Here is a 23,455-nt window from a genome sequence, read left to right on the forward strand (position 1 = left end):
TTACGGATTAAGAATTTCGTTAAACAAATTGATGAGGTCTTCATTAGCTTCCTGACCGCCGCTTTTAGATTTAAAATAATCCTTAAACAACGTTTGAATGTCCTGATTGAGATTGATTCCCGCAAGATTGTGTTCATCAGTTTCCTGATTTTTCACTTTGGGAATCAGATAAACAATTCCTGTATGAGATTGGTACAATAACTTCCTTTCTTCGGCTTTTAGATAGGTTTCGCTTTCCAGGGTAAGTTCTACCAGAGAATTTTGATTTTCATTCAGCCACTCTACGGCACTTTCCACACTTTGAAATGTTTTTCTGATCAGTGGTTTCCCGTTTTTTAAAGCAACTTTTTCGTAAGAAATCGGTTGATTTGGCTCAGCATTAATTATGGATACATATTTTGATTGTCCGGCTTCACTGAAACTGTAACACAACGGAGAAGACGAGTAAACAACAGGTTTCTCCTCTGTTCCTATATTGTTGAAACCGTGAAGGTGTCCCAAAGCAGTATACTGAATCTGATCGGGAATGATATCCGAAAAAACAAGATCTGCATTTCCGATTTTAATAGGTTTCTCTCCTTCAGGTTCATCGAGCAGTGGAACTCCTTTTTTATTCATGTACAAATGAGTCATCAATAGGTTGATGCCGCTTTCATCACAAAATTCATCGGCAGTTTCTTTCCAGTGTTGCGCCAATATATTGTTCAGCTCAGCTTCCTTATTTTCTCCGAAATATTCTTTTAAGCGAATCTCGTTGGCGTAAGGTGTATGAAGCAAACGGACCGGGAAAGAATGTCTTTTTAGTTCCAGTTCTAAAAATCCTGCTGCTGATTTTGAAATGTTAAAGTCTTCCAAGGCAAAAGGAGTAACCTTAGCTTTTGGATAGCCGATCAGGATAATGCCGCATTCTCGCGCCAAAGGATCCGGAGCATCGATAAAACTCGGAGAATCATGATTTCCGGAAATAGCAATGACAGGACGTTTTCCGTTAAGTGAAAGCCTTTTTAATGTTTTATAAAAAAGTTCAACAGCTTCTGTCGAAGGATTAAAATTATCAAATAAATCTCCGGCAATCAGAATTAGATCAACGTTTTGCTCGTCGGCAATTTCTACCATCTCATTCATGATCAGAACCTGTTCTTCCAGTCTTGAAAAACGGTCGAGACGTTTGCCCAAATGCCAGTCGGCGGTGTGCAGAATTTTCATACTATATTATTGTCTTCTCTTGCTTTAAAGTCTTCCCGAATTTGTTTTAAACGTGCTTTTCTTTCTGCTTCCGCATTTTGTATTTTACGTTTTTTATTGTCGATTTTCTTTTTATGCAGTTTTCTGTTGGCATCTGTGTTTCTACTCATCTTAGCTGGTTTTAGGTGAATGGTAAACATGAAATATTTAACCTCAGCGATTTCATAGGGTAAATGTAAGGAAGAAAAAGGAAAAATAAAGACCGGATATGAGAAGGAATATAAGGTTACAAACAAATCTGTTTATCATTAAAGAAGTATTGCATTGATTTAAAACAAGTATGTTTATAACTAAAGAAGTCCTCCGAAGGTTTCAAGCAATCTGTTTGTGACCAAAGAAGTATTCCGTTTATTTAAAACACGCCTGTTTGTAACTAAAGAAGTCCTCCGAAGGTTTAAAACAATCTGTTTGTGACCAAAGAAGTATTTCTTTTATTTAAAACAAGTCTGTTTGTAACTAAAGAAGAACTCCTCAGATTTAAAATAACCTTGTTTGTAATAAAAGAATTATTTTTACACTATGGAACAACAATCAAAAGACCCGCTTCACGGAAAAAGACTGGATGCCATTCTTGAAGAATTGGTAGAATATTATCAAGGTTTTGAAAAACTGGGTGAACAGATCAATATCAAATGTTTCACGGACAATCCAAGTATCAGTTCGTCTTTAAAGTTTCTGAGAAAAACACCTTGGGCGAGAACGAAAGTGGAGAGTTTGTATCTCTTTGTGTTAAGGCAGAAAAAAAGAGAAGAAAGAAATAAGGAAGATTAAAATCTAATTAAATTTTTCAAAATATTTTATTGGAATCAATCATTTCAAAAAGACTATATTTGTCAAAATTAATCGTGAGCGTATCACGAAAAAAAGAAAAAATATGACAATCGAAAACAATCATGTTGTAGCTGTAAAGTACATACTTCACACAATCGAAGAGGATGGAAGTAAAATTCTTGTAGAAGAAACCACTGAAGAAAATCCACTTACATTTTTATACGGAATGGGAATGATGATTCCTAAATTTGAACAAAATATCCTTGGTTTGAAAGCAGGAGATAAAGCTGCTTTTGTAATCCAGCCGGAAGAAGCATATGGAGAAAGACATGCTGACTCAATTGCACAATTGCCAATTGATATGTTCAACGAAGCAGGAATTCCACCGGTAGGAGCTATTTTGCCTCTATCTGACAATCAAGGGAATAATTTTCAGGCTTTCGTTGTAGAAGTTACTCCGGAAGTTGTGGTAGCAGATCTTAACCATCCGATGGCAGGGAAAACATTAGATTTCCAGGTGGAAATTTTAAACACTCGTCCTGCAACAGAAGAAGAGTTGTCACATGGTCACGCTCATGGAATTGACGGGAACGAAGCTCACTAAGAGATTCTTTTTATAAATATAATGTCCGGCTTTTCAGTCGGACATTTTTTTTGATAGAGGTATAACTGTCATTCTGAATTTAATGAAGAATCCTTAATAATACATTAGATTTCTCCTTTCGTCGAAATGACAAAGATCAAAAAACTTTGTTATGATTGATAATGGATCTACCGTTTTATTTTAGTCTAAAAACTCACCGGTCACATAATACCAACGATTCTGTATCATTTTGAATTGTGACAGCTCATGATGAACCTGCTTTTCTCCGTCTTCGTCAGTATAAAAAGCTTTAAACTCTACTTTATTTATCGAAGGTTTGCTTACGATTTCCAGTTTTGTCCATTCATTGATTTCTCCCCATTCCTGCAAATCTTTTGTGTTATGAAACTGCCTTTTGCTGGGAGACGTTGTTTCCATTAAATATTTTCCATTCGGAATGGCAAATGCGGAGAATCTGGAACGCATTAATGCTTCTGCGGTTGGAGCATGTTTTTCTCCGGTATGATAAGGTTTACAGCAATCTTCGTAAGATTTTCCTGAGCAGCAGGGACAATTCATTCTTTATAATTTTAGATTGCAAAAATCTCAAAAGTTTTTTGATAATTAAAATTACTGACAAAAAAAGAAGCACTCTAAAAAGAATGCTTCTCAAAAATTATTTAATAAAACCTCTGCTTCTTAATAAAGGTTTGATATCCGGATCATGTCCTGTGAAATCTCTGAATGCCTGATTCAGATCAACAGAATTTCCTACAGAAAGAATATATTTTCTGAAGCGATCTCCGTTTTCTCTTGTCAAGCCTCCATTGTTTTTAATCCATTCCCAGGCATCATTATCCAACGTTTCAGACCACAAATAAGCATAATATCCTGCAGAATAACCACCACCCCAAATATGAGCAAAATAAGGAGTGTGATATCTCGGAGGAACTGTTGCTAAAGTAAATCCGTGTTTTGCCAATGATTGTTTTTCGAAATCTAAAACAGGAATCAGTTCACTCTCATTGGTTACGGTATGCCAATCCATATCTAATGCAGCCGCAGAAACCAATTCCGTTGTCATATACCCTTGATTGAAAGTTGCTGCTTTTTTAATTTTATCAACTAAAGCCTGTGGAATCGGCTGTTTTGTTTCGTAATGAAGCGCATAGTTTTTCAAAACTACCGGATCTAAAGCCCAATGTTCATTAATTTGAGAAGGGAATTCTACGAAATCTCTCGGTACATTGGTTCCTGAAAGTGACGGATATTTCTGACTTGCAAACATTCCGTGAATAGAGTGACCAAACTCATGGAAAATCGTGGAGACATCATCATAGCTGATCAAAGAAGGTTTTCCTGGAGCCGGTTTTTGATAATTGTAGCAATTTACAATCACAGGTTTTGTTCCTAATAAATAAGACTGTTCAACGAAATTACTCATCCAAGCGCCTCCGTTTTTAGAATCTCTTGTGTAGAAATCAAGATAATAGATGGCAATAGATTTTCCATCGTGATCGAAAACTTCGTAAGTAAAGACATCAGGATGATATACCGGAAGGTCTGTTCTCTTTTTGAATGTTAAACCATAGAATTTTTCAGCAGCGAAGAACACTCCTTTTTCCAAAACGGTTGTAATCTCAAAATAAGGCTTTATTTCGCTTTCATCAAGATCGAATTTCGCTTTTCTTACCTGTTCAGCGTAAAAATTCCAGTCCCAAGGTTCAACCTTGAAGCCTCCTTTTTGCTGATCGATCAAATCCTGAATATCTTTTGCTTCTCGTCTCGCCGTTTCTACAGCAGGGGTCGCAATTTGATTCATTAATTTGGTTGCAGCTTCCGGAGTTTTTGCCATTTGATCCTGCAATTTCCATTCTGCAAAACTTTTTTTGCCTAAAATCTGAGCTTTTTTCAGTCTTAGTTTTGCCAATTTTTCAACAGTTTCTCTTGTATCATTTCCGTCACCTTTTTCGGCTCTCAACCAAGATGCTTTGAATAGCTTTTCTCTTGTTGCTCTGTTTTTAAGGTTTTGTAAAAGAGGTTGTTGTGTTGTATTTTGTAAAGCCAATAGATATTGCCCCGGTTTTCCAGCGTTTTTAGCATCACTTGCTGCAGCAGCAATTTCATCAGCAGAAAGTCCATCTAATTCTTTTGCATCAGCAAAGAAAACTCCGCCCTGCTTTCTCGCTTCCAATAGTTTGTTTGAATATTGGGTAGAAAGTGAAGCCATTTCCTGATTAATCTGCTTTAATTTTTCTTTGTCAGCAGAAGAAAGGTTGGCTCCTGCGATTTCGAAGTTTTGCTTATAATATTGCACTAATCTTTTGCTTTCAGCATCTAAACCATTTTCAGAAATAGCTTTAATTCTTTTATAAAGATTTTCATTCAGATACATTTTATCGGAATGAGCCGCGAAAATCGGAGCATATTCTTCATCTAAAGCCTGTAAAGTCGGGTTGGTATTCGCACTGGTTAAGTTCGAGAATACGATTACGGCTCTTTTTAAAATTTCACCACTTTTTTCTAACGCTACGATGGTGTTTTCAAAAGTAGGGGCGTCAGGATTATCGGCAATGCCTAAGATTTGAGAATCATGTTGCTTTAATCCGAAATCAAAAGCAGGCTTAAAATGCTCATTCTTAATTTTATCAAACTCCGGAGCTTCATATTGAAGCTTGCTTTTCTTCATGAAAGGGTTTGATGATAGTGAGGCAGGAATAAAAAGTTCCTGTTGATTATCGGCTTTTTTCATTGTAGTACAAGAGTAGTTAAATGCTAATGCAGAAATTAATAATACCGATGTAATATTTTTCATAAATTAGTTGTTATTAAAAGTATAAAGATATTAAAACTAAAATTTATAAAAGAACCAAACATGAGATCACAAACTATTTTTATTTTTTCGGCCTTTCTGTTATTAGCTTCATGTGAGAAACATGATCGAAGAAACGGAGAAAAAGAAAAGAGCAATTGGGTGGAAAAAGTTGTTACAACCGACAACGGACCTGTAAAGCAAAAGGAAGTTACTGGAGAGTTTGACGAAATTGAGGTTTCTCAGGCTATTAATGCCGAAATTATAAAATCCGATGTAGAGAAAGTCGTGATTTCCGCTCCTGAAAATATTATTGATGAGATATTAGTAGATAATGATGGAGGCAGGCTTCATATTCATTATAAAAAAGGAATCAGAGTGATGAACAGCCATAATGTTTCCGCAAAAATTTATACTAAAGATTTTTCAAAACTCAACGCGAATTCAGCGGGAAATATTACTATAAAAGATAAATTCACTCAGGAAAAAACGGATGTTGAGGTTTCAAGTGCAGGATCTGTATCCGGAAGTCTTGAAGCAAACGATTTCGATATTTCTGTAGATAGCAGCAGTAATTTCAACGGAAAAATTTGGGCTGTTGATTTGAATATAGATGCTTCTTCCGGAGCGAGTATTGATGTTTTGGGAAAAGCAAAAACGGTTGATGTAACTTCTTCTTCAGGAAGTAGTATTTCTGCAAAAGAACTTGTAGCAGACCATGTAAGTGCAGAAGCTTCAAGTGGAGCGAGTATACAAATCAGTGCTTCTTCATCTATTAAAGCGGAAGCTTCTTCCGGAGGAAGTGTGAATGTGTATAAAAAAGGAAATGTAACTTCCGTAACGAAAGAAGAGAGTAGTGGTGGAAGTGTAACGATTGAGTAATAATTATTCTATATTTTAAAAACCTTTGTTTCATATGTAAACAAAGGTTTTTTTTTAATTTAAAACTTCATCTTCCTCGTCTGCAGATGAAGAGCCCTCCCAGTTCCGGGTATCGAAGTTAAGATTGTCATAGGCTAATAATTCCTCTTCCCGCTGAAGGATTTCTTTGGTGGTAAAAAGATTAAGGTCGTCTCCTTCTTCTTTTATTTTGGCTAATTTTCTTACCGAAGCTTTATCAATGGCCATAAATCTTTGTCCTAATCTTCTTGCAGCATATTTTCTCATTCCTGTTTCATGAAGAACATCTACTGCCATATCAACAGCTGTTCCCAGTGTTTCACGGTAGATATTGTCAATTCCGTTGTTGAGGTGATTATAAGCATCGATCCTGTTTTTGGCTCTGACGAAAATTTTTACTTTCGGATAATGTTCTCGTACAAGCTCTGCAATAAATTTATTGTCATCGGGATCATCCAGACAGAGTACCAGAATCTGGGCATCTTCAATTCCTGCAGCTCTTAAAATAGGGATTCTTGTAGCATCTCCATAATAGACTTTAAATCCATAACTTCTTAATAGTTTAACACGATCTGAATCTCTGTCCAAAACGGTTGCGGTTACTTTATTGGCTTTCAACAAACGACCTACAGTACTTCCAAAGTGCCCGAAACCAACAATGATAATTTTTTTCTGAGTAACATCATTATCCAGAATATTAAAATCATTATCCTGATCAGGAATTTCTTTAATGAAGGTGGGAGTAATGATTTTATCATTAATAATTAAGAGAAAAGGAGTGATGCACATGGTAATTGCCGTTACAGCCATCATTTGTGCATTGAGTTCAGGAGTTAGGAGGTAAAGGCTTGATGCATAATTAATTAATACAAATGCAAATTCTCCTACCTGAGAAAGAGCAAACGCATAAAATAAACTTTGAGGATTATCTATTTTAAAAAACTTTCCAATAATAAATAAAACAAAAAACTTGATCATTAACACTGCAAGAACAGTAGTGAAAATGAAAGTAGGATCTTTCTGGATTACACTAAAATTCATAGTAGAACCTACGCTTACGAAAAACACAGCTAATAAAAGGCCTTTAAAAGGATTGATCTGTGCTTCAAGCTCATGGCGAAATTCACTGTTGGCTAACATGACTCCGGCTAAGAAAGCTCCCAAGGCTGGAGATAATCCGATTGCTACCATCAGTTCCGAAACGCCAATCACCAAAAATAGGGAAGAAGCTGTTAGAAGTTCTGTCATTCCCGATTTTGAAACATATCTTAAAAAAGGGACAAAAACGTATCGTCCCAATAGAATTAAAATCGCAACACCCAAGATTACCGTTGCAAATTGCATCCATTCCGGAAGTGTTTGTATCAGAACCTGAATGTCATTATCATGATGTCTTGCTTTATAATTCGCAACAAGTGGTAGAATTGCCAAAATAGGAATCACCGCAATATCTTGAAACAAAAGGGTGGAAAAGGAGGCTTCTCCTGCTATGGTTTTCAGATTGTTTTTTTCCTGTAAAGTCTGTAAAACAATAGCTGTAGATGATAGGGCAAAACACATCGCAATAGCAAAAGCTTTATCGATCTTCCAATCTGCCCAAATAAACACTAGAAAAAGAAGAGAGGTGGTTAGAAGCATCTGTGTGAGGCCAAGCCCAATGATTTTCTTCCGCATTTCCCAGAATTTTTTTGGCTCGAGTTCCAATCCTACTAAAAATAGAAGCATAATCACCCCAAATTCACTGGCATGCATAATACCATCTACATCTTTACCGGTGAGTCTTAGCACATATGGACCAATAATAATCCCTCCTGCAAGATATCCAATGACAGAACTTAGCCCAAACTTTCTTACCAGCGGAACCATAATAATGGCAACGCCTAAAAAAATAAGAGTGTTCATGGCTAAACTTGATTCCATAGGCTATTGATTCAAAAGTTCTGTGAATTTCTGTTTATGTAAAATGATATCTTTTTTTGATAATTTATTGGCTTCATAAACGACTTTGATGTTTTTAAGGTTTGCCTTAAAAACATTCAAGGAAACGATAAGCCCGCTGATAAGTTCTTCCACGGTGTATTTATAAGTGCCGTTTCGGTTGAAAGACCTCTCTTTTCCTCCGGTGGTTACCAAAATATAAACTTCTTTGTTTTCCAGCGGATTATGTTCTCCTTCTTTTAACCAGTCGCGATCAAAAACTTCATCGATCCAAAGTCTTAACAGGGGAGGTATTCCGAACCAGATTAAAGGGAATTGAAAGACAAAACGGTCATAGTTTTTAAGTCTTTTTCTTTCCCGGAAAGCGGCAATATGAAAATCGGGATATTCTTCGTAAAGATCTCTTAAGGTAAAATGTTGATGACGGACATAGAAATTGATGAGCTCCACATTAGAATTGGAGTGCTCCAGATAAGGATGCGCAAAAACTACCAATGTCTTCTTCATAAACCTGTTTTCAGTAAATTTAATGAAAAATTTTTGAATTAACAGTAGGTTTTAGAGAGGTTTGTTAATTTTTTAATATTAAAAATTGTGCTTTATGTTGAAATAAATTAAAGAATGAGAGTTTAAATTTTGTTTTCTTTAATATTAGTGTTTTTGATTAATAAAAAAATCGCTCATATTGAGCGATTTATATTTTGTTTACATATTGAATTACCATCCACCGGAAGCACCACCGCCACCGAAGCTACCGCCACCGCCGAAGCCTCCAAATCCGCCACCGCCGCCGGAACCACCACCAAATCCACCGCCGCCGAAACTGCCTGGGAAAGGGAAGAATCCGCCAGGATAATTTCTTCTGCCTCTTCTTGTAATAATAACGTCGTCGTCATCGTAATTTCCTCCGCCTTTTCCTCCACCTCTGTTTCCGAAAAGAATCGCAAGAACAATAAAGATAACGAAAGCAATCAGTAAAATTTTTAAAACACTTCCATCACCACTTTCCTGGTTGACAATAGGTTTAAATTTCCCCTGAACAGCTTCCATTAATGCAGAAGTTCCTCGATTGATTCCTTCGTACCATTCTCCTTTTTTGAAATGAGGAGTAACGATATAATCTAAGATCTGCCCTGCAACTGATGCGGTTAAATATTGTTCAACTGCTCTTCCTTGCTGGATCGACATGGTGTGATCTTCTGTTGCAATGAGAAAAACAATTCCATTGTCCTGCTCTTTAGTTCCGATTCCCCATTTCTCCCCAAACATGGTCGCTAAAAAGTTGACATCTTCTCCTTTCGTAGTAGGAATAATGATCACTTCAATTTCCGTAGAGGTAGAATCTGCAAATTTGATAAGCTTATTATTCAGCTCGTTTTTTTCCTGTTGGCTCAATAAATTAGCTTCATCATAAACAGGATAAAGAATTGCCGGCTTTTTAGGAATGGTGTATTGTGCTGATACAAAACTGTAAAAGCATACAAGTAAAAATGAAAATATTATTTTAAGAGAACGTGATCTCATTAGATAACTGATTGGGATTTTCTCCTGTTACGGGAAAATGTTTTTTGAGTTCAAGGCCTGTTTCCAGGATAGCACTTTTTAAAGCTTTAGCATAGTTTCCTTTAGCAAATTCAGAGGTTATATAATCATGCAGATGATCCCAGTATGACTGTTGTACTTTCTCATGAATTCCTGTGTCACCAATGATGGTGAGGTATTTTTGTTCAAAATTCACATGAAAAAGCACGGCATTTCTTTCAGTGGTTTTATTAAGGCACAACTTTTCGAAAATCTTAAACGCAGTTTTAGCATTGTCGTTTTCAGTATTTGAGTCGATGTGCACTCTAATCTCACCGGTAGAATGTTCTTCTGCTGATTGAATAGCTTCCACGAGGGAAGCTATTTGCTGATCTGTAAGGAAACTGCTCATTATTCTGAGAATGCTTCAGGTGCTTTTTCTGCTCCTGCTTCTGCTTTAAATGCCGGTTTTTCTTTGAAATTGGTGAAGTTTGCCAAGATATTATTCGGGAACTGTTTAATTGAAGTATTGTACTTCTGAACAGATTCATTATAATAAACCGTCTCACTTCTTATGCTGTTTTCAATAGCTGTATATTCTCTTTGGAAATTAATGTATTGTTGATCTGCCTTTAAGTTTGGATATTGTTCAACAACAGCCATCAAACGACTTAAAGCTCCAGATAATTGCCCTTGAGCAGCCTGGAATCTTGCCAAATCCTGTTCTGTCATATTGCTTGGGTCAATATTGATAGACGTTGCTTTTGAACGGGCTTCAACAACTTTTGTAAGTGTTTCCTGCTCAAATTTCGAATAAGATTTTACAGTTCTTTCCAAATTGGGGATGAGGTTCGCTCTTTTTTGATAAACGGTTTCTACGTTTGCCCATTTGGTGATTACTTCCTGCTCCTGAGCCACGAAATTATTATATCCGCTTTTACCCCAGAAAAATAGTACAGCAACAATAACGAGAAGAGCAATACCGATAGTTCCGGCGCTCAGACAGCCCTTGTTTTTCATAGTTTAATTTTTTTAATTCTTTGTCTTAACCAAATATACAAATTATGTGCTAATTTTGCGGAAAATTATTTGAATGACAACAATAGTGGTGGCAATGGGAGAGAAAAATGAAATTGGTTTTAAAAATCAGTTGCTTTGGCATCTTCCGAAAGATTTAAAACATTTTAAAGATCTGACTTCGGGACACCCGATTATTATGGGTAGAAAAACGTACGAAAGTATAGGAAAGCCGCTTCCTAACCGTACCAATATTGTTGTATCCAGACAAAAAGACTGGTTTGAGGAAGGAATTTTAATTGTCGGAAGCATTAAAGAAGCCGTAAAGTTTGCAAAAAAAATAGATGAAGAAGTCTTTATTATCGGAGGTGGAAATATCTATGAGCAAACTATGGATGTTGTTGATAAATTAGAAGTTACTCTAGTAAAAGCAGATTTGAAAGCAGATACTTACTTTCCTAAAATTGACCCTAAAGTTTGGAAACAAATAAACGAAGTTTGTCATGAAAAAGACGAAAAAAATCAATACGATTTTTGTTTTCAGACGTACGAAAAAATTAAGAGTGAATAGTTGTGAGAATTCTAGCAGCTAACCTCTAGTATCTAATATTTAAATGTTTTATCTTTGCACTTCTAAAATTTAATAATGAATAAATACATAAAGTTCGTAATCTCTGCATTAATTATTGCAGTAGCAGTTTATCTGATGATGAACAGAAATATCGGTTGGGGAATTGTTTTAGTTGTTCTTGCTGCTATTCCGGTTCTGTTGTATTTTAAAAATGAATATATTCTCTTGGCTTTCTGGCAATTGAGAAAACAGAATATGGAAAAAGCGGCTGTTTGGTTACAAGGTATTACTAATTATCAGACACAGCTTGACAAGTCTCAATATGGATATTTCCATTATCTGATGGGATTAACACAAGCTCAGGATCATCCGACAAAAGTAGAGCCATTGATGAAAAAAGCGTTGGAATATGGATTGAATATGAAGCATGACAGAGCAATGGCAACATTGAATTTGGCGGCTGCAGCAATTTCTAAAGGTAGAAAACAGGAAGGGCAGAAATTGTTGGAGGAAGCAAAAAGATTGGACAGCGCGGGAATGATGACGGATCAGATCAAAATGATGAAAGATCAGCTGAAAATGCCTACGATGCAAAAGCATATGCATAATCCTCACATGAGAAACAGAGGGAAATTCTTTTAATCGAGATACGGGTTCCGAGGTTTCGGGATTTAATTTATAAAATATAAGCACTTAATTTTTAGGTGCTTTTTTATTTTATAGATGCTTTATAAATTACATTTCGGCATCATTATTATACCCATAAAATTTCGGCATCTGCCAATGGTATTTTACGGCTAAAGTTCTGATGGCTACAATTAATAGAATCGTAAAAACCTGAATTATCGTAAAAGAAAGAGGGGTGAATTTTGTTAAAAGTAAAAATATAGAACCGCCCACAATACAAGCTGTCGCATAAATTTCTTTTCTAAAAATCAAAGGGATTCTATTGAGCAGAATATCCCGGATAATCCCTCCGAAACATCCTGTAATGGTTCCCAACCCAATACATATTAAAGGATGGATATCTGCATGTAACCCTTTTTGAACACCAATGATGGTGAATAATCCAAGCCCGAAACTATCGAAAATAAATAAAGTGACCTGAAAGTTTTTTTCAAAAGATTTAAAAACCATGGTGAAAATACTGGTCAGAATAATCAAAGCACAGGTGAGTAAATCGTGCATCCAGAAGACAGGAATATCTAATAATAAATCTCTTACAGTTCCGCCTCCAACAGAAGTAACGAAGGCAATAATCAATACTCCAAACGGATCAAGACGTTTTTGCATGGCTGCAAAACTTCCCGACATCGAAAAGGAAATAGTTCCGAGTACTTCTATGGCAAAATTGAACTGTTCGTGCATGATTTTTTATGGGTAATAAGTAATGGATAATGAGTAATAAAATTATGCCGTTGTATTCTGGGATAATTTAAATTTATAGGTTGTCATTACTTTTACTAATTCTTCACATTCTGATTTTAAATGTAGAATTTTTTCTTCATTTAAATACCCAAGTTCTTCAATTATTTCCAACCAAAGTTGAGTTTCATCTATTTCCTCAACAACAATGCAGATTTTTGCAAATCTTTCTTTTTCTGATCTTGCTCTTGAAACAGCTCTGTAATTGGCAGCAACAGAAGTTGAAGATCTTATAATTTGTTTTCTAAGTATTGAAAGATCATCAGAGTAAGGCAACATTGATAAAGATTTAATAATAGAGATAGAAAATTTTTTAGTCCTATCTCTAAATATTTGATTAAAATCCATAGTAGTTAAATTACTCATTACCCATTACTTATTACTAATCGATCATACCCTTACTGAATCAGGAACCAGTAGTTCATATTCTCCGCCGTGGTTGATAATTTCTCGCACAATACTGCTGCTGATGAAAGATTTTCCTGATGAAGTTAATAAAAACACCGTTTCCAGTTTTTTATGAGCCAAAGTTCTGTTGGTATGGGCAATGGCTTTTTCAAATTCAAAATCTGCGGGATTTCTTAATCCTCTGATAATGTATTGTGCATTTTTTTCAAAACAATAATCAACGGTTAAGCCTTCAAAAAAGTCGACTTCCACATTGGGAAATTCAGCAACGGAATTTTGAATGAATTCTATTCTTTTTTCCAGAGGAAACATATATTTTTTCTGAGAATTCTGTCCGATGGCAATGATTAATTTATCAAAAAGAGGAGCTGCTCTTTCTATAATGTCGTAGTGTCCTAAAGTAATGGGATCAAAAGATCCAGGGAAAACAGCAATTTTCATGTTGTAAAGAGTTTTGAGTTTTAAGTTTTGGGCTTTATCAATCCGCTAACTTCTAATCTCTAATTTCTAACTTCTAATTTATTTTTTGTTTAAAGCTTTTTCAACTTCATTTCCACAAAGATCTGTGATAGAGATTCCATAGATTTTTGCCTGTTGAGGAAGAATACTTGCAGGTGAGAATCCCGGGTTTGTATTCATTTCAAGCATATATGGAATTCCGTTCATCAAAATGTATTCACTTCTTGAAAAACCACTCATCCCTAATGAATTGTAGGCTCTTTTTGAAATTTCTTCTACTCTTAGTCTTGTTTCGTCATCAATTCTTGCCGGAGTAATTTCTTCGGAAGCGCCTTCATATTTTGCTTCATAATCAAAAAACTCATTTTGAGGAACAATTTCTGTGATTCCTAAAACAATAGTTTCTCCTTTAAAATCGATAACTCCCACAGAAACTTCCATTCCGTCTAGGAAACTTTCGATTAAGATTTCATCATCTTCTTTGAATGCAATTTCTGTTGCCGCAATCAGTTCAGACTTTTCTTTAACCTTTGAAATTCCTAAAGAAGATCCCGATTGATTAGGCTTTACAAAAACAGGAAGCCCAAGGTTTTCTACAATTTTATCAATGTTAATTTCCTCTCCTTTTCTTAAATAAACACTTTTTGCAGAAGGAATTCCGTATTTTGATAGGACAGCTAATGTATCTTTTTTATTGAAAGTTAATGCACTTTGATAGAAATCACAACCCGTATATTTCTGTCCGATGGCGTCCCAATAAGCCTGAAGGATTCCGTTTTCTCCCGGTGTTCCGTGAATGATATTGAAGCATACGTCGAATTGTAATGTTTCATTATTATCCAGGGTTACTGAAAAGTCTCCTTTGTTGATGCTGTATTTTTTATCATTTTCACCTAAAAAATACCATTCATTTTTAAGAATGACTACCTTATATACATTGTATAAATTTCTGTCTAAAGAATCATAGATTAATTGACCGCTTTTTAAGGAAACAACGTATTCATCGGAATAACCTCCCATTACTACGGCAACATTTTTTTTGCTCATATCTATATAGTATCAATGAAGCAAATTTAATGATTTTATGGAATCTAAATTGGGAAAATAAGAAATTTTAAAATCTGAATGAATTGTGTTAAATAAAAGTACATTCTAAAATTATTAGCTATATTTGCCGTTATAATTAAAGTCATTTTAAGTATGTTTAAATCACTTTTCAATTGGAAAGTTTTACTGAATTTATTAGTAGCCATCGGTGTTTTCGTAGGGTTGGTTTGGCTTACCTTCCGTTGGTTAGAATATCATACTAATCATGGTCAGGAAATTCCTGTTCCGAATGTGGTTAATAAAACTGTGCATGAAGCAATCAAAATATTAGATGATACAGGATTGGAGTATGAAGTAGACAGTTCGAAATATGACCCGAAGTTCAGACCTTTTCAGGTACTTCAGGTGTTTCCTTCGCCCGGTTCTCGTGTGAAAGACGGAAGAACGGTTAGATTAAAAGTGAATCCTAAAACCTGGGCTGCTATTGCTCTTCCTGATGTGATTAACAAATATTCAGGACTGGCTTTCCAAAGATTGGAGCAGGTGGGATTGAAGATCGGTGACACGATTTATGAACCAAGTATTCAAAAAGATGCTGTTCTTAGAATTTTATTTAATGGTGCTGAAGTAAAACCTAAAACGAAACTTCCGCGATTTTCTATCGTAGATATTGTGATTGGTTCCGGACCTATGAGAAATATCGGAATTCCTAGTGTTATTGGTTTAACGGTAAAAGAAGCGAAAGCACTTATTATAAGAAGTAAGTTTGAAGTAGGAGTCGTAGAATATGAAGACGGCGGTAAAGATGAATCCGATATTGTATATTATCAGGATCCGGGTGCAGGAGATGTACGGGATCAGGGAATGCAGATTGATCTTTGGGCAAGTAAAAAAACTCCTGCTGAATTAAGAAATAAAATAGACCAGTTAAATTCTATGTACCGTATGAAGGTAGATACGGCTCTTCCTCCTGTAAGGTATGAAGAAGTAGCTGTAGAGCCCGCTCATATTGAAGAACCTGCTCCGGCTCCTAAAAAAGAAACTCCTAAACCGGAGCCTGCAAAGTCAGAACCTCAGAAAAGTACAACCGTAAAATCGACTACTTCTACAGATGACAAGACAAAAGCAACAGGAAGTAATTCCAAAGGAACGACACAGCAACCTGCTGAAAAACCAAAAGCTAAAAAGGTAATTATTCAATAATATTACCATTATTATAAAAATTACAGGCTTCAACTTTACCACGTTGAAGCCTTTTGTATAAAAAATAAAACAATGACAGAAGATAACGAAGATTTTTTAGATGAAGAATTATTAGATACGAACAGTATTGATAATATCGATATTGATGAAGAAAATAAAGGACTATACGAACATCTTAATCTCACTGTTGATAAAAGTCAGGAACCATTAAGGATCGATAAGTTTTTATTAATTTTTCGTCAGAATTCTTCAAGAAATAAAATCTCACAAACCTGTAGAGCCGGAAACGTTATAGTAAACGGAGTGGCGGTGAAGCAGAACTATCGTGTAAAACCAGGAGATCAGATTTCTGTATTATTAGCACACCCTCCAAGAGAAAATGTAATTATTCCACAAGATATTCCGGTTAATATCGTTTATGAAGATGATGACCTTGTGGTTGTAGATAAAGAACCGGGAATGGTCGTTCATCCGGGATTTGGAAACTGGGATGGAACTTTGGTGAATGCATTGGCATTTCATTTTGAAAAAAATGGTTCTAAATCTGATCTTGACAGAGTGGGATTGGTTCATAGGATAGATAAAGATACTTCGGGGCTACTCGTTATAGCGAAAAACGAATATGCGCTGAGCTTTTTGGCAAAACAGTTCTTTGAAAGAAAAACCAAAAGATTGTATTGGGCATTTGTATGGGGAAATGTACAGGACGATGAAGGAACAATAAGAGGTCATATCGGTCGACATCCTAAAAATAGAATGCAGATGCATACATATGAAGACGGAAGTCAGGGAAAACATGCGGTGACCCATTATAAAGTATTGGAAAGATTTAAATATATGACCTGGGTAGAATGTAAATTGGAAACCGGAAGAACGCACCAGATCAGAGCACACTTTAAACATATTGGCCATACCTTGTTTAATGATGAAAGATATGAAGGTCATACTCCTTTAAGAGGAGTTAACCTACCTAAGTATAAGCAGTTTATAAAAAATGTTTTTGAAATACTACCAAGACACGCATTGCATGCTCATACTTTAGGATTTATACATCCAACGACTAAAAAGGAATTGTATTTTGAGAGCCCAATGCCGAAAGATATGGCGGATGCTGTAAAAAAATGGAGAAATTATTTAGAAAACTAAAAATATATTGAGAATTTTTTTATATTTGTTGAATTGAAATCAAGATTTGTTATGAGAAAACTATATGCTATCGTATGTTTAGCTCTTTTGTCGAATGCATACAAAGCACAAGAATCACTTCCATATTATCAACAATACCTTTTGGATGGTGATTTCCTGTTCAACCCTGCTCAGTATGGAAAAACAGATGAAGTTCAACTTAATCTTAACTACCAACAACAATTTTCAAAGTTTAGCGAGTCTCCCAATGTACAGTCAGTGGGGATCAACGCGAATATCTTTGATAGAGTAGGTGCGGGTCTTTCTGTATTCAGAGATAGCAATGGTCCTATTTCTGCAAACGGAATTACAGCAGGAGCTTCTTATTTTATTCCTTTAAGTAGCGAAGGAGACAGAAAAGATCAGTTCTCTTTTGGTACAAGTGTTAATTTTTATAATATGAATTTTGATTATTCAAAAATTAATACGGAAGATGGGTATGATCCTTTATTGCAAGGGAATGAGAGCAATATTTTCATGGTATATGCTAACTTCGGTTTAGCTGCTACGTATAGAAACTTATTTGGAGGAGTATCCGTTAATGATATTGCTTTGAGTAATGACCAATCTATTGTAAACAACTATGAGCCGTCTCCAATTAAATTCTTCTTGAATTTAGGATATGATTGGCATGTAGGAGACAATATGTACTTCACTCCGTCTGTATTGGTAAACTTAAATACCAACTCTACAAGATTGATGGATTATAACTTGATGGCAACTTTCTTTAATGACATCAACTCTTTCTCTTTCGGGGTAAGCTATAGAGCTGCTCAGAACAGATTCGATAATCAGCAGTTACAAATTGCTCCAGTCGTTAAAGTTAGATTTAACAAATTTATGGTGGGAGCTACTTATAACTTAGGATTGTCTGATATTCAGGATTATGGAGGAAACAGCTTCATGGTAAGTGTAGGTTATAACTTCGATAACTTCATTAACCATAGAGGATATAGATATTAATCAATTTAATTTAAATAAATTTGAGCTCTGAATTTTTTCAGAGCTTTTTTTATGATTTATATTCACATTCCGTTTTGTAAACAAAAGTGCAGCTATTGTAATTTTCACTTTTCCACATCTTTAAATTTTAAAGATGAAATGCTTGCTGCAATGAAAAAGGAAATCTTTTTGCGAAAAGATGAACTACAAAACAAAAATTTACGGTCCCTCTATTTTGGGGGCGGTACTCCTTCTATTCTTTCATCGGACGAAATCAGTTCTTTAATTGATGAGGTTTTAAAATATTTCAGCTTTGAAAAAGATATTGAGATCACTTTGGAAGCCAATCCCGATGATTTAGATAAAAGCTTTTTGAAAGGTTTGTCAAATTCTCCGGTAAATCGCTTGTCAATTGGGACGCAAAGTTTTTTTGAAGAAGACTTAAAGCTGATGAATCGTGCACATACCGCTTCAGAAGCTGAAGGTTCTATCAAAAGAGCACAGGATTTCGGTTTCGAAAATTTGAGTATTGATTTAATTTATGGTTCACCGACTTCCAATCTTGAAATCTGGAAAGAAAATTTAAATAAAACAATTGCGCTGGAAGTTCCTCATATTTCGTCTTATGCTTTAACGGTTGAGCCAAAAACTGCCTTAGAAAACTGGATTTCCAAAGGGAAAGTCATCAGTCCGAAAGAAGAAGAACAGAATAAAGAATTCTATTACCTATCAGACTTCTTGAAGGATAATGGTTTTGAGCATTATGAGGTTTCCAATTTTGCAAAACCAGGGTTTTACTCCAGACACAATTCTTCCTATTGGAAATATAAAGAATACTTAGGAATTGGTCCGTCTGCGCATTCTTACAATGGTTTTGATATCAGGAGCTGGAATGTAGCGAATAACCAGCAATACATTAAAAAATTAAACTCAAATCTTTTGGCCAAAGAAGAAGAAGTTCTTTCCCAGGAGGATCAGTTTAATGAGATGATTATGATTGGCTTAAGAACCGTTTGGGGAGTTGATCTTGAAAATTTAAAAGAAAAATTTAATTATAAAATTCTTGATCATTTTCAGCATGAAATTAAACCCAAACTGGAACAAGAAATTTTAATCATCGAAAATAATCATCTGAAAATTCCTGAAAAACATTGGTTTATGGCAGATGGAATTGCTTCGGATCTGTTCATCGTTTAAACTTTTGACATTGCATAATATGCAATAAAATTCCTTATTTTTGTATAAAATTTCAGCTCGATTTGAAAAATAAAAAACCAGACTATTCGCATCTTTCATCCAGCCAACCTATCGGTATTTTTGATAGTGGAGTGGGAGGTTTGACGGTAGCTAAAGAGATAAAAAGGCTTCTTCCTCATGAAGATTTGATTTATTTTGGAGATACAAAGCATCTTCCTTATGGTGAAAAATCCAGAGAGGCCATCATTGAGTATTCTACTAAGATTACTAATTTTTTGTTGGAACAGAATTGTAAAGCAATTGTAATTGCGTGTAATACGGCTACTGCAAATGCTCTGAATGAAGTGATGGAATCCGTTGCAGGCAAAGTTCCTGTAATTGATGTGATTAATCCTGTTGCAGAAAAGGTTTCGTATGAAATTCACAACAACGTAGGAGTTATTGCGACAAAAGCGACGGTGAATTCCGGATTATACAAAAAAAGTATTCGTAAGCATAATAAGTGGATTAAAGTGGATGAATTGGCAACTCCGTTATTGGTTCCTGCCATTGAAGAAGGTTTTAAAAATCATCCGATTACCCATGCGATTATTTATAATTATTTAAGTAATAGTAAATTAAAGAATATTGAGACTTTAATTTTAGGATGTACTCATTATCCTTTATTAATTGATGAAATCAAGCAATATTACGGAAATCGTGTCCGGGTAATTGACTCTCCGAATATCGTAGCGAATCATTTGAAAATCATTTTAGATAAATACAGTCTTTTAAATGAGAATAATCCGAAGCCGAATTATCACTTTTACCTTTCAGATTTAACGAAAAACTTCGAAAAGATATCAAAGAAGTTCTTTGGAAAAACAATTGACTTAGAGCTAAAAGTATTATAAAAACAAAAGCTGTTTCTAAATGAAACAGCTTTTGTTTTGTAGGCCTTCTTAGTTTAGATTTCCAAAATCACATTCCTTCTTTCCAATCTCTTTTTGGGCGTGTGGATTGGCTGATTTTTATCGGTTTCAGATTTTTTACCGATTGCAACGGCAAAAAGACTTTCATACTTTTCATTGTTTAAAATAGCATCGTATTTTTCATTTTCAATTCCTTCCATAGGGGTGGAATCGATTTCCATATCTGCACAAGCCGAAAGTAAAATGCCAAGTGACAGATAGACCTGATGTTTTAACCAGGACTTGATTTCAATGTCACCTTTGGGTTTCACAAAAGTTTTATAATAATTAATTGAGCCTTCAGGAAGGTTTTCTACAATCTGTTTTTCGAAATCTTCAGGTTTTTTAAACGCCTGAAAGACGATTAGTAGGCTGCTTTCCAACACTTTTTCTTTGTTAAAATAAGAAGCTTCAGCAAGTAGCGTTTTTACTTCAGGATTATTGACAAACACAAAATTCCATGGCTGGCTGTTGATGGAAGAAGGACTTAAATGTAAAATTTCCTTAAGTGTCTGAATTTGTTCTTCACTGATTGCACCTTGTGGATTATACTTTTTCACAGTATATCTCGATTTCATTTTTTCTAAAAAGCTCATAATTTTTGTACTATATTTTTTATAGTTTCAAAACTAATTTAAGTTTAATACATTTGCAATAACGGTCTAAAATGATAGTATAAAATGTATTCAATCGATAATAAAGAATATCCTTGTTGCACAACGGTGACCATGAGATTCATTGGAGGAAAATGGAAAGCGGTAATTCTGTATTACCTTGCAGATGGCGCAAAACGGTACAACGAATTGAGGAAATCAATCCCAACAATAACAGAACGCACTTTGAGCCTTCAGTTAAAACAATTGGAAGAAGATCATATTATAAGCAGAAAAGTGTATACGGAGAAGCCTCCTTTGATAGTAGAATATATGCTAACGGATTTTGGCAAAACACTGCTTCCCGTTTTGAAAGAAATTGCAAAATGGGGTGAAAATGCAGTGTTGAATTCGGAGAAAGTTGAAGTTTTGAATCAAGGATAATAACAAGATAATATAATGATAGGTAAGCATAAGCTTAATGTCATATAAGTAAAGTAAAAAAGTCTGTCATTATCATAGTTAAATGAAGAAAATTTGGGAGGATCGATAGGGTCTCTATCGTTATATTTTCTAAAAATATTTAAGCAAAAATGCAAAAGAATAAATTGGTATATAGGACAAAGTAGAAATAAATAAAAGTTAGGCTTATTTTCTTTTGTTGTTGTTATTGCTAAAGCCAGTGTACCTAAAATTGCTAAAGCAACACAAATCCGAAAGATTATCTTATAAGTTTTGAACTTAAAAAATAGGCTTCTGAAAAATAAGAACAAAAATGGTATAAATAGAAGCCCAATCAAAAAAGCAATTAGATCAGGCTTCATCTTTATTCGGTTCAAAAAAACTGAAACTCACGTTTCCGTACTTTCTGGTATCAATTAAGTTGGGATGGTCAAATTTCATTCGACTTTGGTGCTCTACAATCAGGATTCCGTTTTCTTTTAAATATTTATTGTTGAGCACTAAAGAAACCAATTCGTGGTATTTTTTTTCTTCCATTTCGAAAGGAGCATCAGAAAATACGATTTCAAATGATTTTTTATTTCTAAACTTTTTTAACCAGTCAAAAACATCACCTCTCTGAACATTTACCTGTGAACTAAATCCTAGTTCAGAAGCCGTAGAATTCAGGAAACTTGTGTGCTTCGGATTCATTTCTACAGAAGTGATATCAGCACAACCTCTAGAAGCAAATTCAAAGCTTATAGAGCCAATTCCGGCAAATAAATCAAGTACAGCAATCGACTGCATATCATAAGTATTTTCCAAAATACTGAAGAGCGCTTCTTTTGCAAAATCTGTTGTTGGCCTTACATCAAAATTTTTGGGAGCGGCTATTTTTTTGGCTTTCCATTTGCCTGAGATGATTCTGTACATATATGTTTAGGTTTTAGATTGAAGGTAATAGATTGCAGCTAAGAGCTAATGCCTATAATCTGCGACCTGCAACCTAATTAAGTATAAAATTTTTATTAGGAATATTATCAAATACAATTTTCAGATTCTTGACAAATTTTTGCAGTTCTGAAATAAAAGTTTCGTTTTCTGTAGTTTCGCCGTAAGCAAAAAAACTGGTTTCATTGATTCCAAAACCGATCTTGCTTAACGTAAACATTACAAAATAAAGAAAATCAACTTCTGAATTGACATCCAGATTATTATATAAGATAATTTTTTTATTATCGATGGCAAAAAACTCACATTGATTGTGATACAAGTTGATGTGAATTTCTTTATTGTTTTTATTCTGAATAGAGTTTAAAAACTTTTCTCCGGAAAAATTGAAATGTACAGGGATGTCCAGACTCTTTATTTTTTGATAAAAATCCTTTGGAAAAGTATAGTAAAACTGAACTTTGAATTTTTTGTTGACGGAAAGCATCAATTCTTCATTTTCCTTGTCTACAGGAGCATTGAAAGCAATCAAATCAAAACCTGCATCATGTTCAGAAAAACCTTCCGGCATCAAAGTAAAATGATTCAGCGCTGAAATTACGTGAATTTCATCAAATTTTTGTCTGCCCAATACCTCATCCAGTTTTTGTGAGATGAAATGTTCCGGAGTTTCTTCGTCTACGAAATAAGACTGTTCCTCCACAATGCTTTTATTTTTAGCAATCTGAAAGATCAATCCGTCTTTGGTAAAAAGTAAATTAAGTACGTTCATATTTCAATTCCTGCAAATTTAGTGAAATTCTATCATTACTGCACCCGATTGATGATGAAGTATTTCCTTATTGTAAAAATCAAGATTCGTCTGACTTTCCAATACATTAAAAACCATTCTTTGAAGCGTACCGTCACCTATTCCGTGTACAATTTCAAGTCTTTTCAAATGATGTTTTCTGCAAAACTCCAGGGTTTCCAACAGTTTTTCCTTCTGAATGAACAGCCTTTCAAAACTATCATAATCATTAGGATTTTTAACTAAATTATGAAAATGAAGATCCAAAACCAAATGATTTTTCTGATGTCCTTTTGAAATTATTTTTTTTGGTTCGTTTTTTTTGATCACTTTAATGTTTTCATAAAAATCCGAAATTTTTGGAACCAGTTTTTCTTCAGGATATTGATGGGTAAAACCATATTCATCCTTAAAAACCACAAGAGTTCCTTTCACAGAAGTGACAACCCCACTTAAATCTTCATCAACCACCGAAACTTTGTCTCCAATCTTCATTTTTCTTA

The 23,455-nt window shown here is 34.8% G+C and carries 28 protein-coding genes; 11 read left to right on the plus strand and 17 right to left on the minus strand.

Going from position 1 to position 23,455, the window contains the following annotated elements:
• Both LV842_RS06600 and LV842_RS06605 read right to left on the minus strand, forming a co-directional pair.
• The gene (locus LV842_RS06600; RefSeq protein ID WP_233110673.1) at positions 1 to 1,206 is read right to left on the minus strand and encodes a metallophosphoesterase family protein; all 1,206 of its coding nucleotides are present in this window, start codon (positions 1,204 to 1,206) and stop codon (positions 1 to 3) included.
• On the minus strand, positions 1,203 to 1,355 hold the full coding sequence (locus LV842_RS06605) for a hypothetical protein (protein WP_233110674.1): 153 nt from the start codon (positions 1,353 to 1,355) through the stop codon (positions 1,203 to 1,205). The genes LV842_RS06600 and LV842_RS06605 overlap by 4 nt, the downstream gene beginning before the upstream one ends.
• A gap of 409 nt (positions 1,356 to 1,764) precedes the next feature.
• Here LV842_RS06605 and LV842_RS06610 point away from each other — a divergent pair, with 409 nt between their 5' ends.
• Positions 1,765 to 2,016 (plus strand): VF530 family protein, encoded by a 252-nt coding sequence (locus LV842_RS06610; RefSeq protein ID WP_233110675.1) that lies wholly within the window; start codon positions 1,765 to 1,767, stop codon positions 2,014 to 2,016.
• A 103-nt stretch (positions 2,017 to 2,119) separates the two neighbouring features.
• Positions 2,120 to 2,620: an FKBP-type peptidyl-prolyl cis-trans isomerase gene (locus tag LV842_RS06615; RefSeq protein ID WP_233110676.1), complete on the plus strand. Its 501-nt coding sequence runs from the start codon at positions 2,120 to 2,122 to the stop codon at positions 2,618 to 2,620.
• 180 nt (positions 2,621 to 2,800) lie between these two features.
• Here LV842_RS06615 and LV842_RS06620 read toward each other — a convergent pair whose 3' ends face one another.
• Complete coding sequence (locus tag LV842_RS06620) at positions 2,801 to 3,178, minus strand: YchJ family protein (protein WP_233110677.1); 378 nt, start codon at positions 3,176 to 3,178, stop codon at positions 2,801 to 2,803.
• 97 nt (positions 3,179 to 3,275) lie between these two features.
• A complete protein-coding gene (locus LV842_RS06625; protein ID WP_233110678.1) occupies positions 3,276 to 5,414 on the minus strand; it encodes a M3 family metallopeptidase in 2,139 nt (712 codons plus the stop codon).
• A 60-nt stretch (positions 5,415 to 5,474) separates the two neighbouring features.
• Between LV842_RS06625 and LV842_RS06630 the strand changes: the two genes are divergently transcribed.
• Positions 5,475 to 6,293: a head GIN domain-containing protein gene (locus LV842_RS06630; RefSeq protein ID WP_233110679.1), complete on the plus strand. Its 819-nt coding sequence runs from the start codon at positions 5,475 to 5,477 to the stop codon at positions 6,291 to 6,293.
• A 54-nt stretch (positions 6,294 to 6,347) separates the two neighbouring features.
• Here the strand turns inward: LV842_RS06630 and LV842_RS06635 are convergent, their stop codons facing one another.
• The 5 genes from LV842_RS06635 to LV842_RS06655 all read right to left on the minus strand — a co-directional run bounded on the left by LV842_RS06635 (position 6,348) and on the right by LV842_RS06655 (position 10,790).
• The gene (locus LV842_RS06635) at positions 6,348 to 8,231 is read right to left on the minus strand and encodes a monovalent cation:proton antiporter-2 (CPA2) family protein (protein WP_233110680.1); all 1,884 of its coding nucleotides are present in this window, start codon (positions 8,229 to 8,231) and stop codon (positions 6,348 to 6,350) included.
• A 3-nt stretch (positions 8,232 to 8,234) separates the two neighbouring features.
• Positions 8,235 to 8,756, minus strand: coding sequence for an NAD(P)H-dependent oxidoreductase (locus LV842_RS06640; protein WP_233110681.1), 522 nt, complete (start codon positions 8,754 to 8,756; stop codon positions 8,235 to 8,237).
• Between the two features lie 210 nt (positions 8,757 to 8,966).
• On the minus strand, positions 8,967 to 9,773 hold the full coding sequence (locus LV842_RS06645) for a TPM domain-containing protein (RefSeq protein WP_233110682.1): 807 nt from the start codon (positions 9,771 to 9,773) through the stop codon (positions 8,967 to 8,969).
• The gene (locus LV842_RS06650; RefSeq protein ID WP_233110683.1) at positions 9,754 to 10,182 is read right to left on the minus strand and encodes a TPM domain-containing protein; all 429 of its coding nucleotides are present in this window, start codon (positions 10,180 to 10,182) and stop codon (positions 9,754 to 9,756) included. Before LV842_RS06650 ends, LV842_RS06645 begins: the two co-directional genes overlap by 20 nt.
• Entirely contained in the window at positions 10,182 to 10,790 is a 609-nt protein-coding gene (locus tag LV842_RS06655; RefSeq protein WP_233110684.1) for a LemA family protein, read from the minus strand. Before LV842_RS06655 ends, LV842_RS06650 begins: the two co-directional genes overlap by 1 nt.
• Positions 10,791 to 10,863: 73 nt before the next feature.
• Here LV842_RS06655 and LV842_RS06660 point away from each other — a divergent pair, with 73 nt between their 5' ends.
• Together LV842_RS06660 and LV842_RS06665 are read left to right on the plus strand one after the other, a co-directional pair.
• On the plus strand, positions 10,864 to 11,358 hold the full coding sequence (locus tag LV842_RS06660; protein WP_233110685.1) for a dihydrofolate reductase: 495 nt from the start codon (positions 10,864 to 10,866) through the stop codon (positions 11,356 to 11,358).
• A 75-nt stretch (positions 11,359 to 11,433) separates the two neighbouring features.
• Positions 11,434 to 12,000 carry a DUF2892 domain-containing protein gene (locus tag LV842_RS06665; RefSeq protein WP_233110686.1) on the plus strand — a complete coding sequence of 189 codons (567 nt, stop codon included), beginning with the start codon at positions 11,434 to 11,436 and terminating at the stop codon, positions 11,998 to 12,000.
• Between the two features lie 93 nt (positions 12,001 to 12,093).
• On the opposite strand, the gene LV842_RS06670 is transcribed toward LV842_RS06665, so the two are convergent.
• From LV842_RS06670 to LV842_RS06685, 4 genes are all read right to left on the minus strand, one after another.
• The gene (locus LV842_RS06670; RefSeq protein ID WP_233110687.1) at positions 12,094 to 12,726 is read right to left on the minus strand and encodes a trimeric intracellular cation channel family protein; all 633 of its coding nucleotides are present in this window, start codon (positions 12,724 to 12,726) and stop codon (positions 12,094 to 12,096) included.
• A gap of 42 nt (positions 12,727 to 12,768) precedes the next feature.
• Entirely contained in the window at positions 12,769 to 13,149 is a 381-nt protein-coding gene (locus tag LV842_RS06675; RefSeq protein ID WP_233110688.1) for a four helix bundle protein, read from the minus strand.
• 24 nt (positions 13,150 to 13,173) lie between these two features.
• The gene (gene coaD / locus LV842_RS06680) at positions 13,174 to 13,632 is read right to left on the minus strand and encodes a pantetheine-phosphate adenylyltransferase (RefSeq protein WP_233110689.1); all 459 of its coding nucleotides are present in this window, start codon (positions 13,630 to 13,632) and stop codon (positions 13,174 to 13,176) included.
• Positions 13,633 to 13,710: 78 nt separating this feature from the next.
• On the minus strand, positions 13,711 to 14,697 hold the full coding sequence (locus tag LV842_RS06685; protein ID WP_233110690.1) for a D-alanine--D-alanine ligase: 987 nt from the start codon (positions 14,695 to 14,697) through the stop codon (positions 13,711 to 13,713).
• Positions 14,698 to 14,850: 153 nt separating this feature from the next.
• On the opposite strand from LV842_RS06685, the gene LV842_RS06690 reads away from it, so the two are divergent.
• The 5 genes from LV842_RS06690 (at position 14,851) to murI (ending at position 20,117) form a co-directional block, all read left to right on the plus strand.
• A complete protein-coding gene (locus LV842_RS06690; RefSeq protein WP_233110691.1) occupies positions 14,851 to 15,900 on the plus strand; it encodes a PASTA domain-containing protein in 1,050 nt (349 codons plus the stop codon).
• 72 nt (positions 15,901 to 15,972) lie between these two features.
• Positions 15,973 to 17,046, plus strand: coding sequence for an RluA family pseudouridine synthase (locus LV842_RS06695; protein ID WP_233110692.1), 1,074 nt, complete (start codon positions 15,973 to 15,975; stop codon positions 17,044 to 17,046).
• Positions 17,047 to 17,097: 51 nt separating this feature from the next.
• Entirely contained in the window at positions 17,098 to 18,048 is a 951-nt protein-coding gene (locus LV842_RS06700; RefSeq protein ID WP_233110693.1) for a PorP/SprF family type IX secretion system membrane protein, read from the plus strand.
• A 51-nt stretch (positions 18,049 to 18,099) separates the two neighbouring features.
• Positions 18,100 to 19,224: a radical SAM family heme chaperone HemW gene (gene hemW / locus LV842_RS06705; RefSeq protein WP_233110694.1), complete on the plus strand. Its 1,125-nt coding sequence runs from the start codon at positions 18,100 to 18,102 to the stop codon at positions 19,222 to 19,224.
• A gap of 62 nt (positions 19,225 to 19,286) precedes the next feature.
• A complete protein-coding gene (gene murI / locus LV842_RS06710) occupies positions 19,287 to 20,117 on the plus strand; it encodes a glutamate racemase (RefSeq protein WP_233110695.1) in 831 nt (276 codons plus the stop codon).
• A gap of 53 nt (positions 20,118 to 20,170) precedes the next feature.
• On the opposite strand, the gene LV842_RS06715 is transcribed toward murI, so the two are convergent.
• The gene (locus tag LV842_RS06715) at positions 20,171 to 20,770 is read right to left on the minus strand and encodes a nitroreductase family protein (protein WP_233110696.1); all 600 of its coding nucleotides are present in this window, start codon (positions 20,768 to 20,770) and stop codon (positions 20,171 to 20,173) included.
• An 84-nt stretch (positions 20,771 to 20,854) separates the two neighbouring features.
• On the opposite strand from LV842_RS06715, the gene LV842_RS06720 reads away from it, so the two are divergent.
• Positions 20,855 to 21,211 carry a winged helix-turn-helix transcriptional regulator gene (locus LV842_RS06720; protein ID WP_233110697.1) on the plus strand — a complete coding sequence of 119 codons (357 nt, stop codon included), beginning with the start codon at positions 20,855 to 20,857 and terminating at the stop codon, positions 21,209 to 21,211.
• 369 nt (positions 21,212 to 21,580) lie between these two features.
• On the opposite strand, the gene LV842_RS06725 is transcribed toward LV842_RS06720, so the two are convergent.
• The 3 genes from LV842_RS06725 to LV842_RS06735 all read right to left on the minus strand — a co-directional run bounded on the left by LV842_RS06725 (position 21,581) and on the right by LV842_RS06735 (position 23,447).
• A complete protein-coding gene (locus LV842_RS06725) occupies positions 21,581 to 22,144 on the minus strand; it encodes an RsmD family RNA methyltransferase (RefSeq protein ID WP_233110698.1) in 564 nt (187 codons plus the stop codon).
• A gap of 73 nt (positions 22,145 to 22,217) precedes the next feature.
• Positions 22,218 to 22,934, minus strand: coding sequence for a DUF3822 family protein (locus LV842_RS06730; RefSeq protein WP_233110699.1), 717 nt, complete (start codon positions 22,932 to 22,934; stop codon positions 22,218 to 22,220).
• Positions 22,935 to 22,952: 18 nt separating this feature from the next.
• On the minus strand, positions 22,953 to 23,447 hold the full coding sequence (locus LV842_RS06735) for a Smr/MutS family protein (protein WP_233110700.1): 495 nt from the start codon (positions 23,445 to 23,447) through the stop codon (positions 22,953 to 22,955).
• Positions 23,448 to 23,455: the final 8 nt, after the last annotated feature.

It is taken from the genome of Chryseobacterium gwangjuense, from assembly GCF_021311115.1.
In the GTDB taxonomy this organism is placed as follows: Bacteria; Bacteroidota; Bacteroidia; order Flavobacteriales; family Weeksellaceae; genus Chryseobacterium; species Chryseobacterium gwangjuense.

What these genes read in the sequence shown, in the direction of transcription:
- LV842_RS06600 (WP_233110673.1), bottom strand. Translation starts at nt 1,206, where the DNA reads ATGAAAATTCTGCACACCGCCGACTGGCATTTGGGCAAACGTCTCGAC.
- LV842_RS06605 (WP_233110674.1), bottom strand. Translation starts at nt 1,355, where the DNA reads ATGAGTAGAAACACAGATGCCAACAGAAAACTGCATAAAAAGAAAATC.
- LV842_RS06610 (WP_233110675.1), top strand. Translation starts at nt 1,765, where the DNA reads ATGGAACAACAATCAAAAGACCCGCTTCACGGAAAAAGACTGGATGCC.
- LV842_RS06615 (WP_233110676.1), top strand. Translation starts at nt 2,120, where the DNA reads ATGACAATCGAAAACAATCATGTTGTAGCTGTAAAGTACATACTTCAC.
- LV842_RS06620 (WP_233110677.1), bottom strand. Translation starts at nt 3,178, where the DNA reads ATGAATTGTCCCTGCTGCTCAGGAAAATCTTACGAAGATTGCTGTAAA.
- LV842_RS06625 (WP_233110678.1), bottom strand. Translation starts at nt 5,414, where the DNA reads ATGAAAAATATTACATCGGTATTATTAATTTCTGCATTAGCATTTAAC.
- LV842_RS06630 (WP_233110679.1), top strand. Translation starts at nt 5,475, where the DNA reads ATGAGATCACAAACTATTTTTATTTTTTCGGCCTTTCTGTTATTAGCT.
- LV842_RS06635 (WP_233110680.1), bottom strand. Translation starts at nt 8,231, where the DNA reads ATGGAATCAAGTTTAGCCATGAACACTCTTATTTTTTTAGGCGTTGCC.
- LV842_RS06640 (WP_233110681.1), bottom strand. Translation starts at nt 8,756, where the DNA reads ATGAAGAAGACATTGGTAGTTTTTGCGCATCCTTATCTGGAGCACTCC.
- LV842_RS06645 (WP_233110682.1), bottom strand. Translation starts at nt 9,773, where the DNA reads ATGAGATCACGTTCTCTTAAAATAATATTTTCATTTTTACTTGTATGC.
- LV842_RS06650 (WP_233110683.1), bottom strand. Translation starts at nt 10,182, where the DNA reads ATGAGCAGTTTCCTTACAGATCAGCAAATAGCTTCCCTCGTGGAAGCT.
- LV842_RS06655 (WP_233110684.1), bottom strand. Translation starts at nt 10,790, where the DNA reads ATGAAAAACAAGGGCTGTCTGAGCGCCGGAACTATCGGTATTGCTCTT.
- LV842_RS06660 (WP_233110685.1), top strand. Translation starts at nt 10,864, where the DNA reads ATGACAACAATAGTGGTGGCAATGGGAGAGAAAAATGAAATTGGTTTT.
- LV842_RS06665 (WP_233110686.1), top strand. Translation starts at nt 11,434, where the DNA reads ATGAATAAATACATAAAGTTCGTAATCTCTGCATTAATTATTGCAGTA.
- LV842_RS06670 (WP_233110687.1), bottom strand. Translation starts at nt 12,726, where the DNA reads ATGCACGAACAGTTCAATTTTGCCATAGAAGTACTCGGAACTATTTCC.
- LV842_RS06675 (WP_233110688.1), bottom strand. Translation starts at nt 13,149, where the DNA reads ATGAGTAATTTAACTACTATGGATTTTAATCAAATATTTAGAGATAGG.
- coaD (WP_233110689.1), bottom strand. Translation starts at nt 13,632, where the DNA reads ATGAAAATTGCTGTTTTCCCTGGATCTTTTGATCCCATTACTTTAGGA.
- LV842_RS06685 (WP_233110690.1), bottom strand. Translation starts at nt 14,697, where the DNA reads ATGAGCAAAAAAAATGTTGCCGTAGTAATGGGAGGTTATTCCGATGAA.
- LV842_RS06690 (WP_233110691.1), top strand. Translation starts at nt 14,851, where the DNA reads ATGTTTAAATCACTTTTCAATTGGAAAGTTTTACTGAATTTATTAGTA.
- LV842_RS06695 (WP_233110692.1), top strand. Translation starts at nt 15,973, where the DNA reads ATGACAGAAGATAACGAAGATTTTTTAGATGAAGAATTATTAGATACG.
- LV842_RS06700 (WP_233110693.1), top strand. Translation starts at nt 17,098, where the DNA reads ATGAGAAAACTATATGCTATCGTATGTTTAGCTCTTTTGTCGAATGCA.
- hemW (WP_233110694.1), top strand. Translation starts at nt 18,100, where the DNA reads ATGATTTATATTCACATTCCGTTTTGTAAACAAAAGTGCAGCTATTGT.
- LV842_RS06715 (WP_233110696.1), bottom strand. Translation starts at nt 20,770, where the DNA reads ATGAGCTTTTTAGAAAAAATGAAATCGAGATATACTGTGAAAAAGTAT.
- LV842_RS06720 (WP_233110697.1), top strand. Translation starts at nt 20,855, where the DNA reads ATGTATTCAATCGATAATAAAGAATATCCTTGTTGCACAACGGTGACC.
- LV842_RS06725 (WP_233110698.1), bottom strand. Translation starts at nt 22,144, where the DNA reads ATGTACAGAATCATCTCAGGCAAATGGAAAGCCAAAAAAATAGCCGCT.
- LV842_RS06730 (WP_233110699.1), bottom strand. Translation starts at nt 22,934, where the DNA reads ATGAACGTACTTAATTTACTTTTTACCAAAGACGGATTGATCTTTCAG.
- LV842_RS06735 (WP_233110700.1), bottom strand. Translation starts at nt 23,447, where the DNA reads ATGAAGATTGGAGACAAAGTTTCGGTGGTTGATGAAGATTTAAGTGGG.